This window comes from Streptomyces sp. NPDC048182 (genome assembly GCF_043202555.1).
Classification (GTDB): Bacteria; Actinomycetota; Actinomycetes; order Streptomycetales; family Streptomycetaceae; genus Streptomyces.
This window is the reverse complement of the sequence record NZ_JBIDAQ010000022.1, coordinates 29,472-53,680: the sequence shown is the minus strand read 5'-3', so window position 1 is coordinate 53,680 and position 24,209 is coordinate 29,472. Positions and strand designations below refer to the sequence as shown.

Sequence of the window (24,209 nt, the reverse complement as noted above, 5' to 3'; positions counted from 1 at the left end):
ACAGCACCAAGCCCGGATCAGCCACTACAAACGACGCGGCCACACACCACCAGAAGCCGATAAACCATCACGAAAAAGACCGTTGCAGTACTAGGCCGTTGCCACCCCCGGTGGGCTCAGTTGGGCCGCCAGCCAGGTCGGGACGCCGCCGAGCAAGCGGAACAGGCGGCGGGCCTCGTCGCGGAGGCGGGTCGCCTCCGGTTCGGACTCCGCGTCGGCGAGGGAGGCGAGGGCGGGAGCCGTGCCGACCAGGTAGCCCAGCTCCTCCCTGATCCGCAGCGACTCGGCGAACCCGTGCCGCGCCTCCGCCAGTTCGCCCTCGCGCAGCGCGAGTCCGGCCAGGTGGCGCCACGTGAAGGACTGGAGCAGCGCGTCGGCGTGCGCCGTGGCGCCCGCGTGCGCCCGCCGGTACGCCGCGCGGGCGCCCTGCGGGGAACGCGTCAGGTTCTCCGCGACGAGCCCGCGCCGGAAGTCGAGCAGCGCCCGCCCCCGCGCCCCCGGCGCGATCAGCGCCGCCGCCCGGCCGAGCGCCGCCCGCGCCTCGTCGGCCCGGTCGCGCACCCCGTGCACGGTGGCGGCGTAGGCGAGCTGCCCCCGCTCGCAGGCGGCGGCCCCGCGCTGGTCGTCGCCCTCGGCCAGCGCCTCCGCGGTGCGCAGCGCGTCCTCCGCCTCGGGCCAGCCCCGTTCGGTGTACAGGCACCGCTCCACGAGCAGCGCGGCCCGCTGCAGCGCGGTGGCCGCGCTGACCGGCTCCAGGAGGGCCGCCGCGTCGGCCCAGCAGGCGCGCGAACGCAGCCGCCACACCGCGGTCTGGAGCGGATCGTCGCCGTCGGTCGTCCCCCCACCGGAACCAGCCATGGCGGAATACGCCACCTCGCCCTCCCCTAGCACGCCATCGAGCCTCGAGCGGTCGCCTGATCTCAGCACGGATCCAGGGGCAGGGCCAAGGGGGGTGAGTGAAGGAATTCACAAAGTCGGGGCAGAGCCCGGGGCTCAGCTCATCCGCAGCGCCAGGAAGAAGTCGAGCTTGTCCTCCAGGCGCGACAGGTCACGGCCCGTCAACTGCTCGATGCGCCCCACCCGGTAGCGCAGCGTGTTGACGTGCAGGTGGAGCCGGGTCGCGCAGCGCGTCCAGGAGCCGTCGCTGTCGAGGAACGCCTCCAGGGTCGGGATCAGCTCGGCCCGGTGCCGGCGGTCGTAGTCCCGCAGCGGGTCCAGGAGCCGCGCGGTGAAGGCGCGGCGCACGTCGTCCGGGACGAAGGGCAGCAGCAGGACGTGCGAGGCCAGCTCCTGGTGGCCCGCCGCGCACACCCGCCCCGGCCGCGCCGCCGCCACCCGCCGCGCGTGCCGCGCCTCCTCCAGCGCGCCGCGCAGCCCCTCCGCCGAGTGCACGGCCGCGCTGACGCCGATGGTCACCCGGCCGTCGCCGTCCAGGCCGGCCGCGAGCGGGTCGCGTACGGAGGCCAGCAGCGCGTCGGCGAGGACCCCCGACTCCGCGCCGTCGTGCTCGCCGGCCACCGCCGGCAGCGGCACCAGGGCGACGGCCTCGTCCCCGGTGTGCGCCACGGCGATGCGGTCGGCGTGGTCGGGCCCGGCGGCCAGGCGGTCGACGAGGATCTCCTCCAGGAGGGTCTGCGCGACCGGCCCGGTCTCCGCCTCGCCGTCCTGCCACTCCACCCGGGCCACCACGACCTGCCAGTGCGGGGCCGTGCCGAGCCCCGGCAGCAGCACCGGCGCCGCCACCCGCAGCCGGGCCGCGATCTCGGCGGGCGCGGCGCCGGTCTGCACCAGCTCCAGGACCTCCTGCGCGAGGCGCCGCCGCACCGTGCGCGCCGCGTCCCGCCGGTCCCGCTCCACCGCGATCAGCTGGGTGACGCCGTACAGCAGGTCGAGCCGCTCCTCGGCCCAGTCGCCGGCGTCCGCCTCCACCGCGAGCAGCCAGTCGGACAGCACCGTCTCGCGCACGTCCCGGCCGGAGCGCGGTCCGCGCCCGCCCTCGCCCACCGGGAAGAGGCTGTACGTGGTGGCGTCCAGGGTCACCCGGTGCGGCGCCCGGCGCCCCGTCCGGGTGGCGGACAGGTGCTCGGCGGCCAGCGCGGCGCACGTCTCCGGCGGCAGGAGAGCGGGGCCGGCGGCCCGGGAGCCGGCCACCGGCCGCCCGGTCGGGGAGAGCACCCAGGCCCGCAGGTCCAGGTCGGAGCCGAGCAGGTCAAGGACCACATCGGGGCCGCCGCCGGCCGGGCCCGAGGTCATCATCCGGCGGTGCCGGTCCACCACGGCCGCCAGGTCCCCGGCCCGCTCGCCCGAGACCTGCCGTACGACGTGCTCGGTGACGGTCGCGAAGGCCACCGACTCGTGCACGGCGAACAGCGGCAGCCGGTGCCGCGCGCACGCCACCACCAGGTCCTCGGGGACCGGCCCCAGCTCCGCCTCGCCGGCCGCCAGGGCGCTCACCCCGGCCTGCACCAGGAGGCGGACGAAGGGCTCGGAGTCCGCGGCGTCGCGGCGCCAGGCCAGGCCGGTCAGGACCAGCTCGCCCCCGGAGAGGTAGCGGCTCGGGTCGCGCAGGTCGGTGGTCATCACGCCCCGCACCGAGCGGTCCAGTTCGTCCTCGCCGCCGAGCAGCTTGAGGCCCAGCGCGTCGGTGTCCAGCAATGCGCGCAGCCGCATTCTCGTCGCCGCCGATCTTTGTCTCGAAGTGTTCTCGAACGCCCGGCCGGGTCGCCCGTCGTCCGAGGAGGACGAAGGGGACACCGGGGCCCGTTGTTCATACGAATCTACAAGATGCCCGGGTTGGCCAGCCAAGTCCTTCATGGTTTCTGCGACTGACCCCGGTGTCGCGCGGGGCGGTGTACTGAGCCCACTCCGCGTGAACAGCACATGAACGAGCCGGACCTCCACACACGGATCTGGCTTGAAAGACCTCCGGGCGGCGCATGGAACGTCACATTCTCCGCGCCGCCCGGAGCACTTCCCACCCGCTCATCCGTCCCACCAGCTCCACCCCATATGCGTTCGTCTCGGGCCGTCCCCCGGGTCAGGACCATCCCAAATCCCGGCGCCGCCCAGAGCGCGGAGCCGGGTGCCCCTTTGAACCTTGGGAGACGGCACCATGACCCAGCAGTCACTGGAGCCCACGAGCACTGCCGACGACGCGGGCGCGGGTTCCCGCGTCCCGGCCGGCAGATCGTGGCTCGACCGCTACTTTCACATCACCCACCGTGGCTCCACGGTCTCGCGCGAGGTGCGCGGCGGCATCACCACCTTCATGGCGATGGCGTACATCCTCCTGCTCAACCCCCTGATCCTGTCCGGCAAGGACGCGGCGGGGGACACGCTCGTCGCCAAGGCCGTGATCACGGCGACCGCCTTCGCGGCTGCCTTCACCACGCTCCTCATGGGCTTCGTCGGCAAGGTGCCGCTCGCGCTCGCCGCCGGCCTCTCCGTCTCCGGAGTGCTCTCCTCGCAGGTCGCGCCGCAGATGACCTGGCCGCAGGCCATGGGCATGTGCGTGATGTACGGCGCGGTCATCATGCTGCTCGTGGTCACCGGGCTGCGCGAGATGATCATGAACGCGATCCCGCTCGCCCTCAAGCACGGCATCACCATGGGCATCGGCCTGTTCATCGCCATCATCGGCTTCTACAAGGGCGGCTTCGTCCACCAGGGCAAGGCCACCCCGCTCAGCCTGGGCCCGGCGGGCGAACTGGCCGGCTGGCCGGTGCTGCTCTTCGCCGCGACCCTGCTGCTGATCTTCGCGCTGCAGTCCCGCAACATCCCCGGCGCCATCCTCATCGGCATCATCACCGGCACGGTCATCGCCGCGCTGCTGAACGCCGGCGGGGTCATCGACGCCAAGCAGTGGGCCAACGGCGCTCCGGAGCTGCACGGCAGCGCGGTCTCCATGCCCGACTTCTCGCTCTTCGGCGAGGTCGAGTTCGGCGGCTGGGGCGAGGTCGGCGCGATGACCGTCGGCATGATCGTCTTCACCCTGGTGCTCGCCGGGTTCTTCGACGCGATGGCGACCATCATCGGCGTCGGCACCGAGGCCAAGCTCGCCGACGACAAGGGCCGGATGCCGGGCCTGTCCAAGGCGCTGTTCATCGACGGCGCCGGCGGCGCCATCGGCGGTGTCGCGGGCGGCTCCGGGCAGACCGTGTTCATCGAGTCGGCCACGGGTGTCGGCGAGGGCGCCCGCACCGGCCTCTCCGCCGTCGTCACCGGCGCGTTCTTCGCGGCCTGCCTCTTCTTCACCCCGCTCACCGCGATCGTGCCCCAGGAGGTGGCCTCGGCCGCCCTCGTGGTCATCGGCGCCATGATGATGATGAACGCCCGGCACGTGGACTGGGCGGACCGCGCCACCGCGATCCCGGTCTTCCTCACCGTCGTCCTGATGCCGTTCACGTACACCATCACCACCGGTGTCGCGGCCGGCGTCATCTCCTACACCGTCATCAAGGCGGCGCAGGGCAAGGCGCGCGAGGTCGGCGCCTTCATGTGGGTCCTGACGGCGATCTTCCTCGTCTACTTCGCCCTCAACCCGATCGAGAGCTGGCTGGGCGTGCACTAGGCGCCCGGGCGGGAACCCGCCCCCTGACATCGCCGCGAGGAGACCGAGAGATGCTGGACATCGCCGAAGAACTGCACCGGTGGGTCGAGCGGGGGCGGGACTTCGCCGTGGCCACCGTGGTGGCCGTCGGCGGCAGCGCGCCCCGCATGCCGGGCGCCGCCCTCGCGGTGGACGCCGACGGCACGGCGATCGGCTCGGTCTCCGGCGGGTGTGTGGAAGGGGCGGTGTACGAGCTGTGCCGGCAGGCGCTCGAGGACGGGGAGACCGTCCTGGAGCGCTTCGGCTACAGCGACGACGACGCCTTCGCCGCGGGCCTGACCTGCGGTGGCGTCATCGACATCCTGATCATGCCGGTACGGGTGGGCGACCCCGCCCGTCCGGTGCTCGCCGGCGTCCTCGCCGCCGCCGCGCGGGGCGAGGCGGCGGCGGTGGCCCGGATCGCCGACGGTCCCGCGGAGCTGACGGGCCGCGCGCTGGTCGTCCGCCCGGACGGCTCCCACCAGGGCGGCTTCGGCGCCCACCCCGAGCTGGACCGCACGGTGGCCGCCGAGACCCGGGCCTTCCTGGACGCGGGGCGCACCGGCACCCTGGAGATCGGTGAGCAGGGCTCACGGTGCGGAGCACCGCTCACGCTGCTGATCGAGTCCTCGGTGCCGCCGCCCCGGATGATCGTCTTCGGTGCCATCGACTTCGCCGCGGCCCTGGTCCGCGCCGGCGCCTTCCTCGGCTACCGGGTGACCGTGTGCGACGCGCGCCCCGTCTTCGCCACCCGGGCCCGCTTCCCGGAGGCCGACGAGGTCGTGGCCGAGTGGCCGCACCGCTACCTCGCGCGCACCGAGGTCGACTCCCGCACCGTGCTGTGCGTGCTGACCCACGACGCCAAGTTCGACATCCCGCTGCTCCGGCTCGCCCTGCGCCTGCCGGTCGCCTACGTCGGGGCGATGGGCTCCCGCCGCACCCACCTGGACCGCAACGAGCGCCTGCGCGCGGACGGCGCCACCGAGCTGGAGCTGGCCCGCCTCAGGTCCCCGATCGGCCTCGACCTCGGCGCCCGCACCCCGGAGGAGACGGCCCTGTCCATCGTCGCGGAGGTCGTCGCCGCCCGCGGCGGCGGCACCGGCGTCCCGCTGGCCGGCGCCCACACCCCCATCCACCACGAGGACACCCCGGCCCGCCGGATCGGATCGGTGGCCTGAGGGTCCTCTCAAGCGGTGCGCAGCAGGCGGTCCACCGCGCGGCCGAACATGAACCGGGCCCCCGTCCGCAGCGCGCCGTCGAAGAGGGCGGGGAGGTACGGGGAGCCGACCTCCTCCCGCCAGCGCACATGGGCGCGACCCCCGGGGCGCGGGCCGACCTCGATCTCGGCCCAGCCCCTGACCACCCGGCCGCGCTTCTCCAGCCGGCACAGCCCCGCCTCGCCGTCCCGCGGCGGACGCCAGACGGTGACCTCCATGACGTCGTCGAAGCCGAGCGGGCCCGCGCCCGAGCGGGCGACGAAGACCGTGCCGAGGCCGGCCGGCGGGGGAGTGGTGACGGTGACCCGGGTCAGCGGCGCCACCGCCCCGTGGCGGGGCCAGTCGGTGAGCCGGCGCCACGCCTCCTCGGGGGGAAGCGGGGCCGTGCGGTCGATCGAGAAGGTGGCCACCCGACGATCGTAGGCAGTCGCGACCCCCCGTGCGCGGCGTGCCGGTCCGCTACCGGTAGACCTCGCCCGGCACGGCCTTCCCCGGCGCGAGGAGCTGCGGCACGGTCACGAAGACGTAGCCCCGCTCCTTCAGCGCGTCGATGATGCCCGGCACGGCGGGCACGGTGCCGTCGTAGAGGTCGTGCAGCAGGATGATGCCGTCCCGGGAGACCTGGTCCAGGACCCGCTTCGTGATCAGGTCGGAGTCGTCGGTCTTGTAGTCCTTCGCGGTCACGCTCCACAGCACCTCCGACATCCCCAGCTCGCGGCAGATGTCGTGCACCGTGTCGTCCGTGCGGCCCTGCGGCGGGCGCATCAGGGTGGGCCGGTGCCCGGTCAGCCGCGCTATCTCCCGGTTCGGGTGCTCCAGCTCCTCGCGTATCTGGTCCGGCGTGCTCTCGGTGAGGATCCGGTGCGTCCAGGTGTGGCTGGCGACCTCGTGCCCCTCGGCGGCCATCCGCTTCACCAGCTCCGGATAGGTGTCTATGTGATGTCTGCCGAGCAGGAAGAAGGTCGCCGGGACCTGCTTCTCCTTGAGGATGTCGAGCAGTCGCGCGGAGTGCTCGCTCGGCCCGGCGTCGAAGGTCAGCGCCACGCACTTGGCGCGGCGGCAGTCGGCCGTGCCGAAGGCGGCCCGCGCCTGGGCGGTCGCGGCGGCGCCGCGGGCGGAGCTGGGGGCGGTCGTATGGAGCTTCGCGCAGCCGCTCAGCGCCAGCGTCAGCGCGCCCGCCGCGGCGAGGGCGGCGGTGCCGCGGAACCTCGAGCGGGTGTTCGTCATCTTGATGGTCAGCGAAGGCATGCGAGGACTATACACAACGTGTATATATGGGGTGTATAGTCGATTGCGCATACCTGTTCGGGATAGGAACGGTTCCCTCCGGTTACTCAGCCGCCACGGCACATGACGGCGAGTGACAGGAGAGCCCGATGAGCGAGCGCCCCCCGAGCGGCCGGCCCTGGCGCCGGGCCCTGGTGACCGGCGGAGCCGGCTTCGTCGGATCCCACCTGTGCGGACGCCTGCTCGACGGTGGCACCGAGGTGGTCTGCCTCGACAACCTGGCCACCGGCTCGCACGCGAACGTCGCCGACCTGGAGCCGCACCCCGGCTTCCGCTTCGTCCAGGCCGACGCCACCGACCCGGCGGCGACGCGCGGCCTGCCGGGCCGGTTCGACCTGGTGCTGCACTTCGCCTGCCCCGCCTCGCCCGCCGACTACCTGCGCCTCCCCCTGGAGACCCTCGACGTCGGCAGCACCGGCACCCGCAACGCCCTGGAGCGCGCCCGCGCCGACGGCGCCCGCTTCCTGCTCGCCTCCACCTCGGAGGTCTACGGCGACCCGCTGGAGCACCCGCAGCGCGAGGAGTACTGGGGCAACGTCAACCCCATCGGCCCGCGCAGCGTCTACGACGAGTCCAAGCGCTTCGCCGAGGCCCTCGTCACCGCCCACCGCCAGGTGCACGGCACGGACACCGCCATCGTCCGCATCTTCAACACCTACGGCCCCCGCATGCGCGCCGGCGACGGCCGCGCCGTGCCCACCTTCATCGCGCAGGCCCTCGACGGCCACCCGCTCACCGTCGCCGGCGACGGCGGCCAGACCCGCTCCCTGTGCTACGTGGACGACACGATCGCCGGTGTCCTCGCCCTCGCCGCGTCCGGCGAGAGCGGCCCCGTCAACATCGGCGGCAGCGACGAGATCACCATGCTGGAGCTGGCCCGGCGCATCGTGGACCTCACCGGGTCCCGCTCCCGCATCCGCTTCGTGGAGCGCCCGGTGGACGACCCCGGCCGGCGCCGCCCCGACACCACCCGCGCCCGCGAGCTGCTCGGCTGGCAGCCGCGCACCGGATGGAGCGAGGGCCTGGAGCGGACGATCGGCTGGTTCACGGACCGGGCCGTCGCCGCCTGACCGCCGGGCGCGCCGTCACCCAGAGTGATTTGTCCGTGATTCACAGCAATTGAGCTGACTTCAAGCGTTTGAGCCAACCGCCTCGCGGGACCCAAGCCGTCCGGAGGCCCGCCCTCCGGATACCGACAGGAGCACCCATGCGCGTCCTTGGCGTCAACGCCCTGTTCCACGACCCGGCCGCCGCCCTCGTGGTCGACGGCCGGACCGTCGCGGCTGCCGAGGAAGAGCGCTTCAGCCGCCGCAAGCACGGCAAGCGGCCGCTGCCCTTCTCCGCCTGGGAGCTGCCGGAGCTGTCCGCCCGCTGGTGCCTGGACCAGGCCGGGGTGCGGCCCGAGGAACTGGACGCGGTCGCCTACTCCTTCGACCCGGCGCTCGCCCGGCCCGCGCGGGACATGGGCCTGGACGACCCCTGGGACCCGCTGCGCCTGGAGTACGCCCGCCGCGCGCCGGAGTTCCTCGCCGAGGCGCTGCCCGGGCTCGACCCCGAGCAGGTCGTCTTCGTGCCGCACCACGTCGCGCACGCCGCGTCCGCCGGGCCGGCCTCCCCGCACCCCGACAACGACGTGCTGGTCCTGGACGGGCGCGGCGAGTGCGCCTCCCACCTGGCCGGCCGCTACCGCGACGGCAAGCTCGACACCCTCGCCACCCAGGCGCTGCCGCACTCGCTCGGCCTGGTCTTCGAGGAGCTGACCGAGCACCTCGGCTTCCTGCGCAGCAGCGACGAGTACAAGGTCATGGCGCTCGCCTCCTACGGCGAGCCCCGCCACCTGGAGCGGCTGCGCGAGCGGGTGCACGCCACCGGCGACGGCGGCTTCCGCGCCCACGGCGTCGACTGGGCCGCGCTCGCCCCGGCCCGCGCCAAGGGCGCCGACTGGACGCGGGACCACGCCGACCTCGCCGCCAGCGCCCAGGCCGCCCTGGAGGAACTGCTCCTCGACCTCGTGCACTGGCTGCACCGCGAGGCCGGCGGCGAGGCCCTCACCATGGCCGGCGGCGTCGCCCTCAACTGCGTCGCCAACTCGAAGATCGCCGCGCGCGGCCCGTACCGGCACGTCTGGGTGCAGCCCGCCGCCGGCGACGCCGGCACCGCCCTCGGCGGCGCCCTGCACGTGGCCGGCCAGGACGCCGTGCCCGAGCCGATGTCCGGCGCCGACCTCGGGCGCGGCTGGAGCGACGCGGAGCTGCGGGCCTGGCTGGAGACGGCCGCGATCCCCTACGAGGAGCCCGACGACATCGCCGAGACGGTCGCCGAGGAGCTGGCCCGGGACGGGATCGTGGCCTGGTTCCAGGGGCGCAGCGAGTTCGGGCCCCGCGCGCTCGGCCACCGCTCCCTGATGTCGCACCCGGGCCGGGCGGCGAACCTGGAGCGGCTCAACCAGGTCAAGGGCCGCGAGGAGTTCCGCCCGGTCGCCCCGATGGTGCTCGCCGAGCGCGCCGCCGACATCTTCGACGGGCCGATGCCCAGCCCGTACATGCTGTTCGTGCACGATGTGGCGCCCGCCTGGCGGGACCGGATCCCGGCCGTCGTGCACGTCGACGGCACCGCCCGTGTCCAGACCGTCGAGGAGCGGCGCGAGCCGCTGGTCGCGCGGATGCTGGCCGCCTTCGAACGGCGCACCGGGCTGCCCGTCGTCGTCAACACCAGCCTGAACACCGCCGGGCGGCCCATGGTGGACGACCCGCGCGACGCGCTGGAGTGCTTCGGCTCCGCGCCGGTGGACCTGCTCGCCCTCGGCCCCTTCGCGATCCGCCGGGGCGACGCCTTCCGGGAGGCCCGCGGATGACCGGCTACGCCGTGGTGGTCCCCACCCTCGCCCGTGCCACGCTGGCCGACTGCCTGGCCGCGCTCGCCGCCGCCACCGGCCCGAAGCCGGAGGAGATCGTCCTCGTGGACGACCGTCCCGGCCCCGCGGCCGACCCCGGCGCCCTCGAACACGCCCTGAGCGTCCTGGGCGACCTGCGCGAGCGCACGACCGTGCTGCGCGGCGGGGGCCGCGGTCCGGCCGCCGCCCGCAACACCGGCGCCGCCGCCGTGGCCTCGCCGTGGATCGCCTTCCTCGACGACGACGTGCAGGTCGGCCCGCACTGGTGCGACCAGCTGGTGCAGGACCTCGCCGAGGCGGCGCCCGACACCGGGGCCGTGCAGGGCGTCATCGCCGTGCCGCTGCCCGGCGAGCGGCGCCCCACCGACTGGGAGCGCGGCACCGCGGGGCTCGCGCAGGCCCGCTGGATCACCGCCGACATGGCCTACCGCGCGGAGGCGCTCAAGCAGGTCGCCGGCTTCGACGAGCGCTTCACCCGCGCCTTCCGCGAGGACGCCGACCTCGCGCTGCGCGTCCTGGACGGCGGCTGGCGGATCCGGCAGGGCCGGCGCACCACCCGGCACCCGGTGCGGCCCGCCTCCCGCTGGGTCTCCCTGCGCCAGCAGCGCGGCAACGCCGACGACGCCCTGATGCGGCGCCTGCACGGACCCGACTGGTGGGCGAAGGCGGTGGCCCCCCGGGGCCGCATCCGCGTCCACGTCGCCGTCACCGCCGCCGGCGCCGCCGCGCTGGCCCTGGCCGCCGCCGGCCGGCCCCGTGCCGCCGCCCTCGCCGGCCTCGGCTGGGCCGCCGGCACCGCGGAGTTCGCCTGGACCCGCATCGCCCCGGGACCGCGCAGCCGGCACGAGGTGACGACCATGCTCGCCACCAGCGCCCTCATCCCGCCGGCCGCCACCTGGCACCGGCTGAGCGGGCTGTGGCGCCACCGGGCGGCGCCGGCGTGGCGGGAGGTGGCGGCATGAGCGGCACCGAGGACGTCCGGCCGACCCGGACGAGGACCGACCGGGCGACCGGCGCCGGCCGGCCGAGCGGGGTCGACCACCCCCGGGCGAGCCGTGTCGAGGACGGCCGGGCCGTCCGCGCCGGGGATGCCGGAGGGAGCCGCCGGGGTGAAGCCGGCCGGCCGAGCCTCGTCGCGGGCGGCGCACCCGGCCCCGTCGAGGGCGGCGCCCTGGGCCACGTCGCGGGCAGCGCACCGGGCCCCGTCGAGGGCGGCCTACCCGGCCCCGTCGACGGAGATCCGGCGCGCCGGGTGCGGGCCGTGCTGTTCGACCGGGACGGCACCCTCGTCCACGACGTCCCCTACAACGGCGACCCCGACCTGGTCCGCCCCGTCGCCGGGGCCCGCGAGGCCGTCGCGCTGGTGCGCGAGCGCGGCGTCCGCGTCGGCGTCGTCACCAACCAGTCCGGTGTCGCGCGCGGGCTGCTCACCGAGGCCGACGTGCGCCGGGTCGACGCGCGGGTGGACGAGCTGATCGGCCCCTTCGACGTCTGGGAGATCTGCCCGCACGGCCCCGACGACGGCTGCCCCTGCCGCAAGCCCCGCCCCGGCATGGTCCGGCGCGCCGCGGAGAGGCTGTGCGCCGACCCCGCCGACTGCGTCGTCATCGGCGACATCGCCGCCGACGTCGAGGCCGCCGCCCGCGCCGGCGCGCACGGCATCCTCGTACCGAACCCGCAGACCCGCCCCGAGGAGACCGCCGCCGCACCCCAGGTGGCCCCGGACCTCCTGACCGCCGTCCGCGCCGCCCTGGCCGGGCCGCCCCGCTGGCGGGCTCCGGCGGACGAACGGCCGTCGCGGCCGGCGTACGCCACCCCGCCGGACACCACGGGGAGGCCCCGATGAGAGCCCTCGTCACCCGGCTCGACAGCTTCGGCGACGTGCTGCTCGCCGGGCCCGCCGTGCGGGCCGTCGCCGCGCGGGCCGATCACGTCGCCCTGCTCTGCTCGCCGCGCGGCGCGCCCGCCGCCCGGCTGCTGCCCGGCGTGGACGAGGTGCTGGTCTGGGACGCCCCCTGGGGCGGCTTCGACCCGCCCCCCGTCGACCGCGCGGACCTCGACGCGCTGGTGGAGCGGATCGACGCCGACACCGCGCTGGTCCTCACCTCCTTCCACCAGTCCCCGCTGCCCACCGCCCTCGTACTGCGCCTGGCCGGCGTCGGGTACATCGCGGCGGACTGCGCCGACTACCCCGGCTCGCTCCTCGACCTGCGCCACCAGCGGGCCGAGCACGCCCACGAGGCCGAGGCCGCGCTGGAGTTGGCGGCGGCGGCCGGCTTCCCGTCCCCCGACGACGGGCGGCTGCGGGTGACCGACCCACCCGCCGCGAGCGACCTCACCGGAGCAGGCCCCTACGTCGTCCTGCACCCCGGCGCCAGCGTCCCCGCCCGCGCCTGGAGCCCCGCCCGGTGCGCCGAGGCCGTGCGCGAACTCGCCGCCGCCGGGCACCGCGTGCTGGTCACCGGCGGTCCCGGCGAGCGCGAGCTGACCGCACACGTGGCCGGCGCGCACGGCACCGACCTCGGCGGTCGCACCGAGGCCCCGCAGCTCGCCGCCGTCCTCGCCGGCGCCGATGCGGTCGTCACCGGCAACACCGCGCCCGCCCACCTCGCCGCCGCCGTCGGCACCCCGGTCGTCTCCCTGTTCGCGCCGGTCGTACCGGCGGAGCGCTGGGGGCCCCACGGCGTGCCCCACGTGCTGCTCGGCGACCAGTACGCGCCCTGCGCCGGCAGCCGGGCCCGGGACTGCCCCGTCCCCGGCCATCCCTGCCTCGACACCGTCACCGCCACCGACGTGGTCGCCGCCGTCGACAAACTCCTGGGGGAGCGTTGAGGATCCTCATCTGGCACGTGCACGGCTCGTGGACCACCGCCTTCGTGCAGGGCCCGCACACCTACCTCGTCCCGGTCACCCCCGACCGGGGCCCCGACGGCCTGGGCCGCGCCCGCACCTGGGACTGGCCCGAGTCGGTGGTCGAGGTCGCACCCGAGCGGCTGCGCGAGGAGGACATCGACCTCGTCGTGCTGCAACGCCCGCACGAGATCCACCTGGTGGACCAGTGGCTGGGCCGCCGCCCGCCGCTCGTCTACCTGGAGCACAACGCCCCCGCCGGCGACGTGCCCGACACCCGGCACCCCGCCGCGGACCTCCCCGGCGTCACCCTCGTCCACGTCACCCACTTCAACCGGCTCATGTGGGACGCCGGAACGACCCCGGCGACCGTCATCGAGCACGGCGTCATCGACCCGGGACCCCGCTGGACCGGCGAGCTGGACCGGGCCGCCGTCGTCGTCAACGAGCCGGTCAGGCGCGGCCGTACCACCGGCACGGACCTGCTCCCCGAGTTCGCGCGGGCCGCCCCGCTCGACGTCTTCGGCATGCGCACCGAGGGCCTCGCCGAGCACATCGGCGTCGACCCCGAGCGCTGCCGCACCCGGGACGTCGTGCAGAGCGCCCTGCACACCGAACTGGCCCGCCGGCGCGTCTACGTGCACCCCGTGCGCTGGACCTCCCTGGGCCTGTCCCTGCTGGAGGCCATGCACCTGGGCATGCCCGTGGTCGCCCTCGCCACCACCGAGGTCACCGAGGCCGTGCCGCCCGGGGCCGGAGTGGTCTCCACCCGCGTCGACGTACTGACCGACGCCGTACGCGACTTCCTCGCCGACCCCGCGCACGCGCGGGCCACCGGCGAGGCGGCGCGCACGGCGGCCCTCGCCCGCTACGGGCTGTCCCGCTTCCTGGACGACTGGGAGCGGCTGCTGAAGGAGGTCGCCCGATGAGGATCGCCATGGTGTCCGAGCACGCGAGCCCGCTGGCCGCGCCCGGCGGCGTCGACGCCGGTGGACAGAACGTCTACGTGGCCCGCCTCACCGAGGAGTTGGCCAGGCGCGGCCACGACGTCACGGTCTACACCCGCCGCGACTCCCTCGACCTGCCCGACCGGGTGCCGCTGCCCGGCGGCGCCCACGTGGAGCACGTGCCGGCCGGACCGGCCGAGACCGTCCCCAAGGACGGCCTGTTCCCGCACATGCCGACCTTCGGCGCCCACCTCGCCCGGGCCTGGAGCCTGGAGCGGCCCGACGTGGTGCACGCGCACTTCTGGATGTCCGGCATGGCCGCCCAGATCGGTGCCGGACCGCTCGGCATCCCCCTCGTGCAGACCTTCCACGCCCTGGGCACGGTCAAGCGGCGCCACCAGGGCGAGAAGGACACCAGCCCGCCCGAACGCGTCGGCATCGAGCGGCAGACCGGCCGCACCTGCGCCCGCGTCCTGGCCACCTGCACCGACGAGGTGGTGGAGCTGGGCGAGTTGGGTGTGCCGCCGAGCCAGGTCTCGGTCGTCCCCTGCGGCGTCGACACCGCGCGCTTCACCCCGGCCGCCGACACCGGCCGCACCCCGCCCCGGCAGTACCGGCACCGGCTGCTCGCCTGCGGCCGGCTGGTCCCGCGCAAGGGCTACGACCAGGCCGTCCGCGCCCTGGAGCAGATCCCCGACACCGAACTCCTCATCGCCGGCGGCCCGCCCGCCGACGACATCCCCGCCGACCCCGAGGCCCGCCGGCTGCTCAAGCTCGCCGCCCGCGTCGGAGTCGCCGAACGGGTCCGGCTGCTCGGCGCGGTCGACCCGCACGACATGCCCGCCCTGCTGCGCAGCGCCGACGTGGTGCTGTGCACGCCGGTGTACGAGCCGTTCGGCATCGTGCCCCTGGAGGCGATGGCGTGCGGCGTGCCGGTCCTCGCCACCGACGTCGGCGGCCACCGCGACTCCGTCGCCGACCGGGTCACCGGCCGCCTGGTCACCCCGCAGGACCCCGGCGCCATCGCGGACGCCGCCCGCGAGCTCCTCGCCGACGAGGCGCTGCGCCGCCGCTACGGCGACGCCGGGCGGGCCCGGGTGCTCCAGCACTACACCTGGGCGCGGGTCGCCGACGGTGTCGAGCAGGTCTACGGCCTCACCCGCGCCGACCACGAGCTGTCCCTCTCCGGAGAGGTGGCCTGATGACCATCACCCCGCCCGCGACCGGTCACTGCGACCGCCTCCGGGACGCGCTCGGCGCCTTCCGCGGCTCCGCGCACGTCACCGAGCGCTGGGGCGAGGGCCTCGCCGCGGCGCTGTCCGGCGGCGCCCGGCTGCTGGCCGCCGGCAACGGGGGCAGCGCCGCGCAGGCCCAGCACCTGACCGCCGAACTCGTCGGCCGCTACCGCGAGGACCGGCCGCCGTTCTCCGCGATCGCCCTGCACGCCGACACCTCGAGCACCACCGCCATCGCCAACGACTACGGCGTGGACGAGGTGTTCGCCCGCCAGGTCCGCGCGCACGGCCGCGCCGGGGACGTGCTGATGCTGCTGTCCACCAGCGGCGCCAGCGCCAACCTGCTCTCCGCCGCGAGCGCCGCCCGCGCCGCAGGGATGCGGGTCTGGGCGCTGACCGGGCCCGCGCCGAATCCGCTGATGGCGGGCAGCGACGAGTCGCTGTGCGTGGAGGCGCCCAGCACCGCGACCGTGCAGGAACTCCACCTCGTCGCCGTGCACATGGTCTGCGCCGCCTTCGACGCCGCGGTGGCCCGCGGCGTGCGCGCCGCGCGGAACGGCAGGGGCACCCGGGGCCGGGGGGCGCGACGGTGAGCGGGCGCGGGACCGAGCGGACGCCGCTGGTCGTGGTCGGGGACGCGCTGCTCGACCGCGACCTCGCCGGCACCGCCGACCGGCTGGCCCCCGACGCGCCGGTGCCGGTGGTCGGCGAGTGCGCCGAGCGGGTCCGGCCGGGCGGCGCCGCGCTGGCCGCCTGGCTGGCCGCGCGCGACGGCCGCGAGGTCACGCTGGTCACCGGCGTCGGCGACGACCCGGCCAGCCGGACCCTGCGCGAACTCCTCGACCCCTGGCTGACGGTGGTCCCGCTGCCGCTCACCGGTGACCTGCCCGAGAAGACCCGCGTCCTCGCCCGGGACCGGCCCGTCGTCCGCCTCGACCGGGGCGACGGGCGGGCCCGCGAGGCCACCCGGCAGGCCCGCTCCGCGCTGCGCTCCGCCAAGGCCGTCCTCGTCTCCGACTACGGGCGCGGCACCGCCGACGCCCTGCGCGACGCGCTCGCCGCGCACCCCCCGCTGGTCTGGGACCCGCACCCGCGCGGCGGCCCGCCGGTGCCGGGCACCCGCCTGGTCACCCCGGCCGAGAAGGAGGCCCGCGCCTTCGCCCCGGCGGACGGCGAGCCCGCCGCGGGCCTGCGCGCCGCCGCCCGGGACGCCGCCGCGCTGGTCCGCGACTGGCGGGCCGCCGCCGTGGCGGTCACCCTCGGCGCGCGCGGCGCCCTGCTCTCCTACGGCGAGCACCCGCTGCTCGTCCCCGCCCCCGCCGCCCACCCCGGCGACTCCTGCGGCGCGGGCGACCGGTTCGCCGCCGGCGCCGCCGGGCTGCTCGCCGACGGGGCGCTGGTGGGCGAGGCCGTCGAGGGCGCGGTCGGCGCGGCGAGCGCCTTCGTCGCCGCGGGCGGGGCCGGCGCCCTCCCGCCCGCCGGCGCGGAGCCGGCCCCGGCCGCCCCCGACACCGACGACCCGCACGCCCTGGCCGCCCGGATCCGCGCCCGGCACGGCACCGTCGTCGCCGCGGGCGGCTGCTTCGACCTGCTGCACGCCGGACACGTCGGCCTCCTCCAGGCCGCCCGCGGGCTCGGCGACTGCCTGGTGGTGTGCGTCAACTCCGACACCTCGGTACGCCGCCGCAAGGGCGACGGCCGCCCGGTCAACCCCCTCGCCGACCGGGTCCGCGTGCTGCGCGCCCTGGCCTGCGTGGACGCCGTCGCCGTCTTCGACGAGGACACCCCGGAACGCCTCCTGGCCGACCTGCGCCCCGACGTCTGGGTCAAGGGCGGCGACTACGCGGGCGCGGACCTCCCGGAGGCCGCCCTGCTCCAGGAGTGGAACGGCCAGGCCGTCCTCCTGCCGTACCTGGACGGCCACTCCTCGACGGGGCTGCTGGCACGGGCGGCGGAGGGGGCGCGGTGAGCGTCCGCCGGGCTCCCGGCCGCCTCGCGGGCGATGCCGCCGCACCCGGCCACCCCGCCGCGCCCGGCCGCGTGCCGCGCGGCCCCGTACCGGAAGGCGCCGCCGTCACCGACCGTGCGTCGGACGACGCCGTGTCCCGAGGCGCCGCGTCCGGCGGCGTCGCGCCCGGCCGACCGGCGTCCGGGCTTGCCGTGTCGGGCGGCTCCGCGCTCTGGGACTGCGAAGTCGGGGGGCCTGGGTTCACGGGTTCGGTGTTCACGGGCCCCGCGTCCGGCGGCGTCGCGTCCGGCCGACCGGCGTCCGGGCTTGCCGTGTCGGGTGCCTTCGCGCCCTGGGGCTGCGGATCTGGGGGGCCTGGGTTCACGGGCCCCGCTTCCGGCGGCACCGCGTCCGAGGGCCCTGGCGGGCGACCGTGGGCGCGAGCCGGAGGGGGCGGTGCCGGCGTGTCCCGCCGGGCGGAGCCCGCAAGGGGGCTCATCGCCTACGCGCCGCCCCCGAACCCTGCCGCGCCCCTTCCCGACTCCCCCCTGGCCCGGGCCGGCTCAGTGCACGGTGCCGGGCGCCCCGGTGAAGGCTGGGGACACGAGGCGGGCGGACGGGAGCACGTGACCGGCGTGCCGTGTGCCGGGGGGCCCGTCACCGGAGACCCCGTGCACCCGGCGCACGCCGACGCGGGGCCGCCCCCGCAGGGCACCCGTCCCCGCCTGCTCGTCCTGCGGGCCCTCGGGCTCGGGGACCTGCTCGCCGGGGTGCCCGCGCTCAGGGCGCTGCGGCGGGCCCACCCCGGGTACGAGATCGTGCTGGCAGGCCCCGCCGAGCTGGCGCCCGTCGCCGCCGCGACCGGTGCCGTGGACCGGGTGCTGCCCGCCTCCGCACCCGGCCGCGCCGTCCCGCGCCACCTCGACTGGACCGGGCCGCCCCCCGACGTCGCCGTCGACCTGCACGGCAACGGGCCGCCCAGCCACCGCCTGCTCATGGACCTCCGCCCGGGCAGGCTGCTGGCGTTCGCGCACCCCGGCACGCCCGAGGTCGCCGGGCCGCCCTGGTACGCCGAGGAGCACGAACGCGACCGCTGGTGCCGCCTGCTGACGGCGTACGGCATCCCCGCCGACCCCGCCGACCTGCGGCTGCCCCGCCCGGACGGGCCGAGCCCGGCCCCCGGCGCGGTCGTCCTGCACCCCGGCGCCGGCGCACCCTCGCGGCAGTGGCCCGTCGAGCGGTACGCGGCGGTCGCGAGGGCGCTGCGCGAGGAGGGCCGGCGTGTCGTGGTGACCGGCGGGGCCGACGAGGGCGACCTCGTGGGCCGCCTCGCCGCGCTCGCCGGCCTGCCCGACACCGACGCCCTCGCCGGCGGCCTGCCCTACGCCCGGCTCGCCGCCCTCGTCGCCGACGCCCACGCCGTGGTCAGCGGCGACACCGGCGTCGCCCACCTCGCCGTCGCCCTGGGCACCCCCTCCGTCACCCTGTTCGGGCCCGTGCCGCCCAGCCGCTGGGGCCCGCCCCCTCACCCCCGGCACCGCGCCCTGTGGCACCCGGGACCGGACGGCGACCCGCACGGCCGCGCCCCCGACCCCGCCCTGCTGCGCATCACCGCCGACGAGGTCCTCGACGCCCTGCACACCCTGGACGCCCCGAGCGTGGCCCGGACAGTCCCGCGCCCCCCGCTCGACGCATGAGTCAGAACATAGAGGTCAGACCGTATAGGTCAGAACCTGTCCGCGATCCCCGCTACCGTGCCGCACATGGCGACCAAGGCACCCACCTCAGCCCCCGTCCTCGACACCCGCGCCCTCAACCGCGCGACCCTCGCCCGGCAACTCCTCCTGGAGCGCGCCCCGCTGACCGCCGAGGCCGCCGTCGCCCACCTGGCCGGCCTCCAGGCGCAGAGCGTCAAGGCCCCCTACTACGCCCTCGCCGCCCGCCTGGACGGCTTCACCCCGGACGACCTGGCCGCGCCGATGGCCGACCGCCGCCTCGCCCGGCTGGTCACCCTCCGCTCGACCATCCACACCCACACCGCCGACGACTGCCTCACCCTGCGACCCCTGGTCCAGGCCACCCGGGAACGCGAGTTGGACCGGTTCCGCGACGGCCTCGCCGGGGTCGACCCGGACCAACTGACCGCGTTCGTCCGCGAACTGGTCGAGGACGAGCCGCGCACCGTCGGCCGGCTCCGCGAGGAACTGACCGGCCGGTGGCCGGACGCCGACCCGCAGGCCCTGATCCTGGCCGCCCGCGCCCGGCTGCCGCTCGTGCAGGTCACCCCGCGCGGACTGTGGGGCCGCAGCGCCCAGGTCACCCTCACCACCGCCGAGCACTGGTTCGGCCGCCCCGCCGAGCCGGCCCCCGCGCCGGACGCCGTCGTGCGGCGCTACCTGGCCGCCTTCGGCCCCGCCTCCGTCAAGGACATGCAGACCTGGGCCGGACTCACCCGGCTCCGCGACGCCTTCGAGCGGCTGCGCCCCGACCTCGTCACCTTCCGGGGACCCGACGGCACCGAACTGTTCGACCTGCCCGACGCGCCCCGGCCCGACGCCGGCACCACGGCACCGGCGCGCTTCCTGCCGGAGTACGACAACCTGCTGCTCTCGCACGCCGACCGCACCCGCTTCTTCCCCCCGCGGCACAAGGGCCGCACCTGGCGGGGCAACGTGGCCTACCGCGTGCTGCTCGTCGACGGCTTCGTGGCCGGGCTGTGGCGGCTGACCGACGACGCCCTGGTCGTCGAGGCGTTCGACGCCCTCACCGCGGCCCGCCGGGCGGAGGTCGTCGCCGAGGGGGAGCGGATGCTGGCGGCGATGCACCCGGACGCCGCGTACGACATCCGGTTCGGGACCGTACGCGGCTGAGGGCATGGAGAGGGGGCGCTGCGGGCCGCTCGTGGAGGCCCGCAACGCCCCCTGGTCTACTGGGGCCCGTCGGCTACGAGTTGACCTGCGCGCTCACCAGGCCGGAGAACGTGGTCAGGCGGGTGTAGACGCCCGGGTAGCCGGCGCGGGCGCAGCCCTCGCCCCAGGAGGTGATCCCTGCCAGGACGCCCCCGAGGAGCAGGGGACCGCCGCTGTCGCCCTGGCAGGTGTCCACGCCGCCGGAGGGCAGTCCGGCGCACACCATGTCGCTCGCGACGAAGTCGGAGCCGTAGGAGGTGCGGCAGCTGGAGTCGGACACGAGCGGGACGGTCGCGGTCCGCAGCTGGTTGGAGGAGGAGCCGTTCTCCCGGGTGGTGCCCCAGCCGAGGATGCGGGCGCTCGCCCCGGTGGCGTAGACGCCGGTGTCGGACGCGGAGACGTACTTCACCGGCGCGTACGGCATCGAGCCGGCGAGGGTCAGGACGGCCACGTCGTCGCCGTTGGTGGCGTCCGTGTAGCCCGGGTTCACCCAGATCCTGCTGACCTTGGCGACCGTGCCGTTGGTGCCGTTCAGATTGGTGCGCCCACCGACCACGCGGACGCTGCGGGTGGTCTCGCCCACCATGCAGTGCGCGGCGGTGACGACCTTGGTGGGAGCCACCAGCGTGCCGCCGCAGAACTGGTTCTGCGAGGCGTCGGTGATCTGCATGACGAAGGGGTACGCGCTCGTCGTGGTGGTCGTGCCGCCGACGATGGGCTCGGGCGCGGCGACGGCGGAGGGCGCGGCCAGCACGGCGGCAGCGGCGGCGGACGCGAGGACGAGTGCGGCGGATCTGGCGCGGGTGAACCCGGACATGGGGTCTCCTCTGGACTGCCGGTGGGGGATCGCCCGGGCGTGGGGGTGACACGGGGGCCTCGGGACAGGCCCCCGTGTGCCCGGGCGAGCGGCACGCCCTCAAGGTAGGACCGGTGGCACCCGGTGCCCAATGAGGGAACCCCCTAGCGGCGCCGGGCAGGGAAAACCCTCGGTCTCCCTGGGTCCGGAGTGGGAGGACGGGTCAGTCGCCGTGCCGGCCCGCCGCGAGTCGGACGATGTCGACCCGCGAACGGATCCCGAGCTTGCGGTAGACCCGGGTGAGCGTCGCCTCGACGGTCTTGACGCTGACGAACAGCCGGGTGGCGATCTCCCGGTTGGTGGCGCCCTCGGTGACCAGCGCCGCCACCCGGCGCTCCATGGCGGCCAGCCGGTCCAGGCCCTCCGCCGCTCCCTGCGGGGCGACGGCCAGGGCGGGCGCGGATGCCGGCTCCGTCTGCGCCGCCGCGACCGCCTCCACCTGGCGCAGCCAGGGCAGCGCCCGGCAGCGCCGGAACAGCCGGGCCGCCTCGTCGAAGGAGACCGGGCCCGGGCGCTCCGCCCGCAGCAGCGCCAGCGCGAAGGCGCAGCGCGCCTCCTCCAGGCCGTAGCCGAGCAGCCGCAGCCGGTCGCGGGCCGCCGTCAACCGGGCGACGGCCGGGCGGTGTTCGCCCCGGGCCGCCCGCACCAGCGCCTCGGCCCGGTCCAGGACCGCGAGCACGCCCTCCCGGCCGAGCCGCCGCGCGTCCACCCGGGTGGCCTCCACCAGCTCCAGCGCCTCGGCCGGCTCCCCGGTGCGCACCAGCGCCTCGGCGAGGTCGCCCTGCCAGCGGCCCCGCGCCGGGTCGGTGATGCCGCAGCCGGCCTCCAACTCCCGCACCCGGCGCAGCGCGTGGACCGCCGCCCGGGCGTCGCCCGCCCGCAGATGGGCGTGGCCGAGGGCGGCCAGGGCGCGCGAGAGGTAGACCGCGTCGCCGTCCTCCTCCGTGCGGCGCACCGCCTCCCGGGCCAGCGCCAGGGCCCGCTCCACGTCCCCGCCGGCCGCCTCCGCGAGCGAGGTCTGCATCGCGCCCGCCCCCTCGCCGAGGCCGGCGTCACGCGCCAGCGTCAGGCTCTCCCGGGCCAGTTCCAGGGCGCGCCCGCAGTGCCCGGAGTGCAACTCGGTCTCGGCCAGGAAGCGCAGGTAGTGCACCTCGCTCTCGGCCATGCCGCGCCGGCGCGCCTCGCGGAGCAGCCCGGTCGCGGCGGTGCGCGCCTCGGCGAGGCGGTCGCCCATCACCAGCCAGCGGAAGCGGGTGGAGCCCGCCCCGTTGTGATGGCACGCCACCTGCGGATCCTGCGGCTCCTGGAGGGCCCGGCGGATGGTCGCCGGGGCGTCCGCGTGGCCCATCAGCGTCTCGGACTGCGCCTGGAAGGCCAGCGCCAGCACCTCGGTGCGCCGGTCACCGGCCCGCGCCGCCAGCCCGGCGGCGTGCGCGGCCTCCTCGCGGCCCTGCGCGAAGTCGCCCTGCACCACCAGGCCGCGCCAGGCCAACTGGTAGTGGACCAGGGCGAGCAGGCGCGGGTCGTCCCCGGCGTCGGCGAGAGCCTGCGGGAAGACGGCGTCGACGTCGCCGATCGCCTGCCCGGCCGCCTCGATCACCACCATCCAGGCCCGCACCCGCTCCCCGGGCACCCCGGAGCGGGCCAGCACCTCGCGGGCGACCTCCCGGGCCAGGTCCGCCTCGCCGGCGGTGATCGCGTCCTCGGCCGCTTGGAGCCGGCGCTCGTCGGGGGCCGGGCTGCCGTCCGCCGGGGTGTGCCGGGCGGCCAGCAGCCCGAGGGCGGCGGCCGTCGAGGGCGCCCCGCGGTCCCGGGCGAGGGCGGCGGCCCCGGCGAGCCGGGCGGCCACCTCCGGATCGGTGCCCTCGGTGGCCAGGGCCAGGTGACGGGCCCGCTCGATCGGGTCGGAGGCCGCCGTGGACAGCGCCGCGTGCGCGGCCCGCCGCTCGGCCGCCGGGGCCTCGGCATACAGCGCGGCCGAGATCAGCGGGTGCGCGAAGCGCAGTGCCGGGCCCTCCGGATCGGGCGCCAGCAGGCCCAGTTCGGTCGCCCGCGCCGTCTCCGCCCCGGCGTGCTCCCGGCCCGCCGCGCGCAGCAGCGCCGGGGTCGGCCGGGCGGCGGCGCCGGCCACCAGCAGGGTGTGCCGGGCCTCGTCGGAGAGCAGGTCCAGGCGGTCGAGCACCAGCGCCCGCAGCGAGGTCGGCACCGGCAGCGGCTCGCCCGGCCGTGGCGGGGTCGGGCGCTCGGCGAGCGCGCGGGCCAGCTCCAGGGCGAACAGCGGGTTGCCGCCGCTGGTGCGGTGGATGTCGCGGGCGACGGAGCGGGTCGGCGCCGGGTAGCCGCGGCGGTCCAGGAGCGCGGAGACCTGGTCGCGGGTGAGCGGGCCGAGCCGGAGCGCCAGGGTGTCCGGGGGAGCGGCGCGCAGGTGCCGGTCGTACCCGGCCGCCCCCTCGGCCCCGTCCGCCTCCGTGCGGGCCGCGCACAGCAGGCGTACGGGGGTGTCGCCGAGGCGCCGCGCGGCGAAGCCGAGCAGCTCGGTGCTGGCGGCGTCCAGCCACTGGAGGTCGTCGGCCACGACGAGGACGGGACCGGCGCCGGCCAGCGCGCGCAGCGCGGAGAGCACCGCGAGGCGCAGCGCAAGCCCGTCGCGCCGGAGCGTGGACTCGCCGCGCCCGGTGAGCGCGGACTCCAGCGCGGTGCGCTGCGCGACGGGCAGCGCGTCGGCCACCCGGTCGAGCACGGGCCCGAGCAGATCGGCCAGGGCCAGGAACGGCAGGTGCGACTCCGACTCGGTGGCCGAGCACCGCAGCACGGTGGCGCCTTGCCCGTACTCACCGGCCAGCGCCCGCAGCACGGTGGACTTCCCGATCCCGGCGGGCCCGTACACCAGCGCGCTGCCGCCCGCCCCGAGCTGCGCCCGCGCCGCCCCGAGCACCTCCTCCCGCCCCACGACCGACTCGGCCCGCCGGTGCACCCGCTGGTCCGGCACCGGACCGGGGTGCCCCGGGAAGACGTCCGGGCGGTCCGCGGCCAACCGCCCCAGCTCTCCGGCCAGGCCGGGGCCACCCGGGTGCCGCCCGGCCGCCGGCCCCGAACGATCCCAGACCGCCTCCACGCCGCCCGAAGCGGCTCTGCCGGTATTCCCGGCCGCCTCCGCGCCGCCCGAAGCGGCTCTGCCGGCGTTCCCGGCCGTCTCCGTGCCGCCCGGAGCGGCCCTGCCTGCGTTCCCGGCCGTCTCCGTGCCGCTCCGAGCGGACCCGCCGCCGCCCCCGGCTGCCTCTTCGCGGTCCGGAGCCGACTCCTCCCGGCCGCCTCCGCCCGACTCCCCCCGGCCCCCGGCAGGCTCTGTGACGTCCCGTCGCACGGTGGCCGCTCCTCCCCATGTCGTGTCCCGGCCAATGGTAGGCAACGCCGGGGTGGTGGGACCCGTCTCCGAAGCAGCAGGATGGCAGCGAGCAGCCCGACCCGGCCGGCGACGG

General features: G+C 76.6%; 19 protein-coding genes. 13 read left to right on the top strand and 6 right to left on the bottom strand.

The window, feature by feature from the left end:
* Positions 1–90 precede the first annotated feature (90 nt).
* Both ACGFZL_RS30460 and ACGFZL_RS30455 read right to left on the bottom strand, forming a co-directional pair.
* On the bottom strand, positions 91–873 hold the full coding sequence (locus ACGFZL_RS30460; protein ID WP_393696584.1) for a hypothetical protein: 783 nt from the start codon (positions 871–873) through the stop codon (positions 91–93).
* A gap of 120 nt (positions 874–993) precedes the next feature.
* On the bottom strand, positions 994–2,670 hold the full coding sequence (locus ACGFZL_RS30455) for a PucR family transcriptional regulator (protein ID WP_393696582.1): 1,677 nt from the start codon (positions 2,668–2,670) through the stop codon (positions 994–996).
* Between the two features lie 442 nt (positions 2,671–3,112).
* Between ACGFZL_RS30455 and ACGFZL_RS30450 the strand changes: the two genes are divergently transcribed.
* Both ACGFZL_RS30450 and ACGFZL_RS30445 read left to right on the top strand, forming a co-directional pair.
* Complete coding sequence (locus tag ACGFZL_RS30450; RefSeq protein ID WP_393696580.1) at positions 3,113–4,570, top strand: NCS2 family permease; 1,458 nt, start codon at positions 3,113–3,115, stop codon at positions 4,568–4,570.
* Positions 4,571–4,620: 50 nt separating this feature from the next.
* Positions 4,621–5,766: an XdhC family protein gene (locus tag ACGFZL_RS30445; protein ID WP_393696578.1), complete on the top strand. Its 1,146-nt coding sequence runs from the start codon at positions 4,621–4,623 to the stop codon at positions 5,764–5,766.
* Positions 5,767–5,774: 8 nt separating this feature from the next.
* Here the strand turns inward: ACGFZL_RS30445 and ACGFZL_RS30440 are convergent, their stop codons facing one another.
* Positions 5,775–6,215 carry an SRPBCC family protein gene (locus ACGFZL_RS30440; RefSeq protein ID WP_355175615.1) on the bottom strand — a complete coding sequence of 147 codons (441 nt, stop codon included), beginning with the start codon at positions 6,213–6,215 and terminating at the stop codon, positions 5,775–5,777.
* A 49-nt stretch (positions 6,216–6,264) separates the two neighbouring features.
* The gene (locus ACGFZL_RS30435) at positions 6,265–7,053 is read right to left on the bottom strand and encodes a polysaccharide deacetylase family protein (RefSeq protein WP_393696575.1); all 789 of its coding nucleotides are present in this window, start codon (positions 7,051–7,053) and stop codon (positions 6,265–6,267) included.
* A gap of 128 nt (positions 7,054–7,181) precedes the next feature.
* On the opposite strand from ACGFZL_RS30435, the gene ACGFZL_RS30430 reads away from it, so the two are divergent.
* The 11 genes from ACGFZL_RS30430 (at position 7,182) to ACGFZL_RS30380 (ending at position 19,835) form a co-directional block, all read left to right on the top strand.
* Positions 7,182–8,162: a UDP-glucuronic acid decarboxylase family protein gene (locus ACGFZL_RS30430; protein ID WP_393696573.1), complete on the top strand. Its 981-nt coding sequence runs from the start codon at positions 7,182–7,184 to the stop codon at positions 8,160–8,162.
* 137 nt (positions 8,163–8,299) lie between these two features.
* Positions 8,300–9,946, top strand: coding sequence for a carbamoyltransferase (locus ACGFZL_RS30425; protein ID WP_393696571.1), 1,647 nt, complete (start codon positions 8,300–8,302; stop codon positions 9,944–9,946).
* The gene (locus ACGFZL_RS30420; RefSeq protein ID WP_393696569.1) at positions 9,943–10,947 is read left to right on the top strand and encodes a glycosyltransferase family 2 protein; all 1,005 of its coding nucleotides are present in this window, start codon (positions 9,943–9,945) and stop codon (positions 10,945–10,947) included. Before ACGFZL_RS30425 ends, ACGFZL_RS30420 begins: the two co-directional genes overlap by 4 nt.
* A 290-nt stretch (positions 10,948–11,237) precedes the next feature.
* Positions 11,238–11,831, top strand: coding sequence for a D-glycero-alpha-D-manno-heptose-1,7-bisphosphate 7-phosphatase (locus tag ACGFZL_RS30415; RefSeq protein ID WP_393696588.1), 594 nt, complete (start codon positions 11,238–11,240; stop codon positions 11,829–11,831).
* Positions 11,828–12,817 carry a glycosyltransferase family 9 protein gene (locus ACGFZL_RS30410; protein ID WP_393696567.1) on the top strand — a complete coding sequence of 330 codons (990 nt, stop codon included), beginning with the start codon at positions 11,828–11,830 and terminating at the stop codon, positions 12,815–12,817. Before ACGFZL_RS30415 ends, ACGFZL_RS30410 begins: the two co-directional genes overlap by 4 nt.
* The gene (locus ACGFZL_RS30405) at positions 12,814–13,764 is read left to right on the top strand and encodes a glycosyltransferase (protein ID WP_393696565.1); all 951 of its coding nucleotides are present in this window, start codon (positions 12,814–12,816) and stop codon (positions 13,762–13,764) included. The genes ACGFZL_RS30410 and ACGFZL_RS30405 overlap by 4 nt, the downstream gene beginning before the upstream one ends.
* On the top strand, positions 13,761–14,984 hold the full coding sequence (locus ACGFZL_RS30400; protein ID WP_393696563.1) for a glycosyltransferase: 1,224 nt from the start codon (positions 13,761–13,763) through the stop codon (positions 14,982–14,984). The genes ACGFZL_RS30405 and ACGFZL_RS30400 overlap by 4 nt, the downstream gene beginning before the upstream one ends.
* Positions 14,984–15,610, top strand: coding sequence for an SIS domain-containing protein (locus tag ACGFZL_RS30395; protein WP_393696561.1), 627 nt, complete (start codon positions 14,984–14,986; stop codon positions 15,608–15,610). The genes ACGFZL_RS30400 and ACGFZL_RS30395 overlap by 1 nt, the downstream gene beginning before the upstream one ends.
* Positions 15,607–16,986 (top strand): D-glycero-beta-D-manno-heptose 1-phosphate adenylyltransferase, encoded by a 1,380-nt coding sequence (rfaE2, locus tag ACGFZL_RS30390; protein ID WP_393696559.1) that lies wholly within the window; start codon positions 15,607–15,609, stop codon positions 16,984–16,986. Before ACGFZL_RS30395 ends, rfaE2 begins: the two co-directional genes overlap by 4 nt.
* Positions 16,987–17,636: 650 nt before the next feature.
* Entirely contained in the window at positions 17,637–18,662 is a 1,026-nt protein-coding gene (locus ACGFZL_RS30385) for a glycosyltransferase family 9 protein (protein ID WP_393696557.1), read from the top strand.
* Between the two features lie 66 nt (positions 18,663–18,728).
* Positions 18,729–19,835 carry a winged helix DNA-binding domain-containing protein gene (locus ACGFZL_RS30380; protein WP_393696555.1) on the top strand — a complete coding sequence of 369 codons (1,107 nt, stop codon included), beginning with the start codon at positions 18,729–18,731 and terminating at the stop codon, positions 19,833–19,835.
* A 73-nt stretch (positions 19,836–19,908) separates the two neighbouring features.
* On the opposite strand, the gene ACGFZL_RS30375 is transcribed toward ACGFZL_RS30380, so the two are convergent.
* Positions 19,909–20,691 (bottom strand): S1 family peptidase, encoded by a 783-nt coding sequence (locus ACGFZL_RS30375; protein ID WP_393696553.1) that lies wholly within the window; start codon positions 20,689–20,691, stop codon positions 19,909–19,911.
* A 202-nt stretch (positions 20,692–20,893) separates the two neighbouring features.
* Complete coding sequence (locus ACGFZL_RS30370; RefSeq protein ID WP_393696586.1) at positions 20,894–23,719, bottom strand: AAA family ATPase; 2,826 nt, start codon at positions 23,717–23,719, stop codon at positions 20,894–20,896.
* Positions 23,720–24,209: the final 490 nt, after the last annotated feature.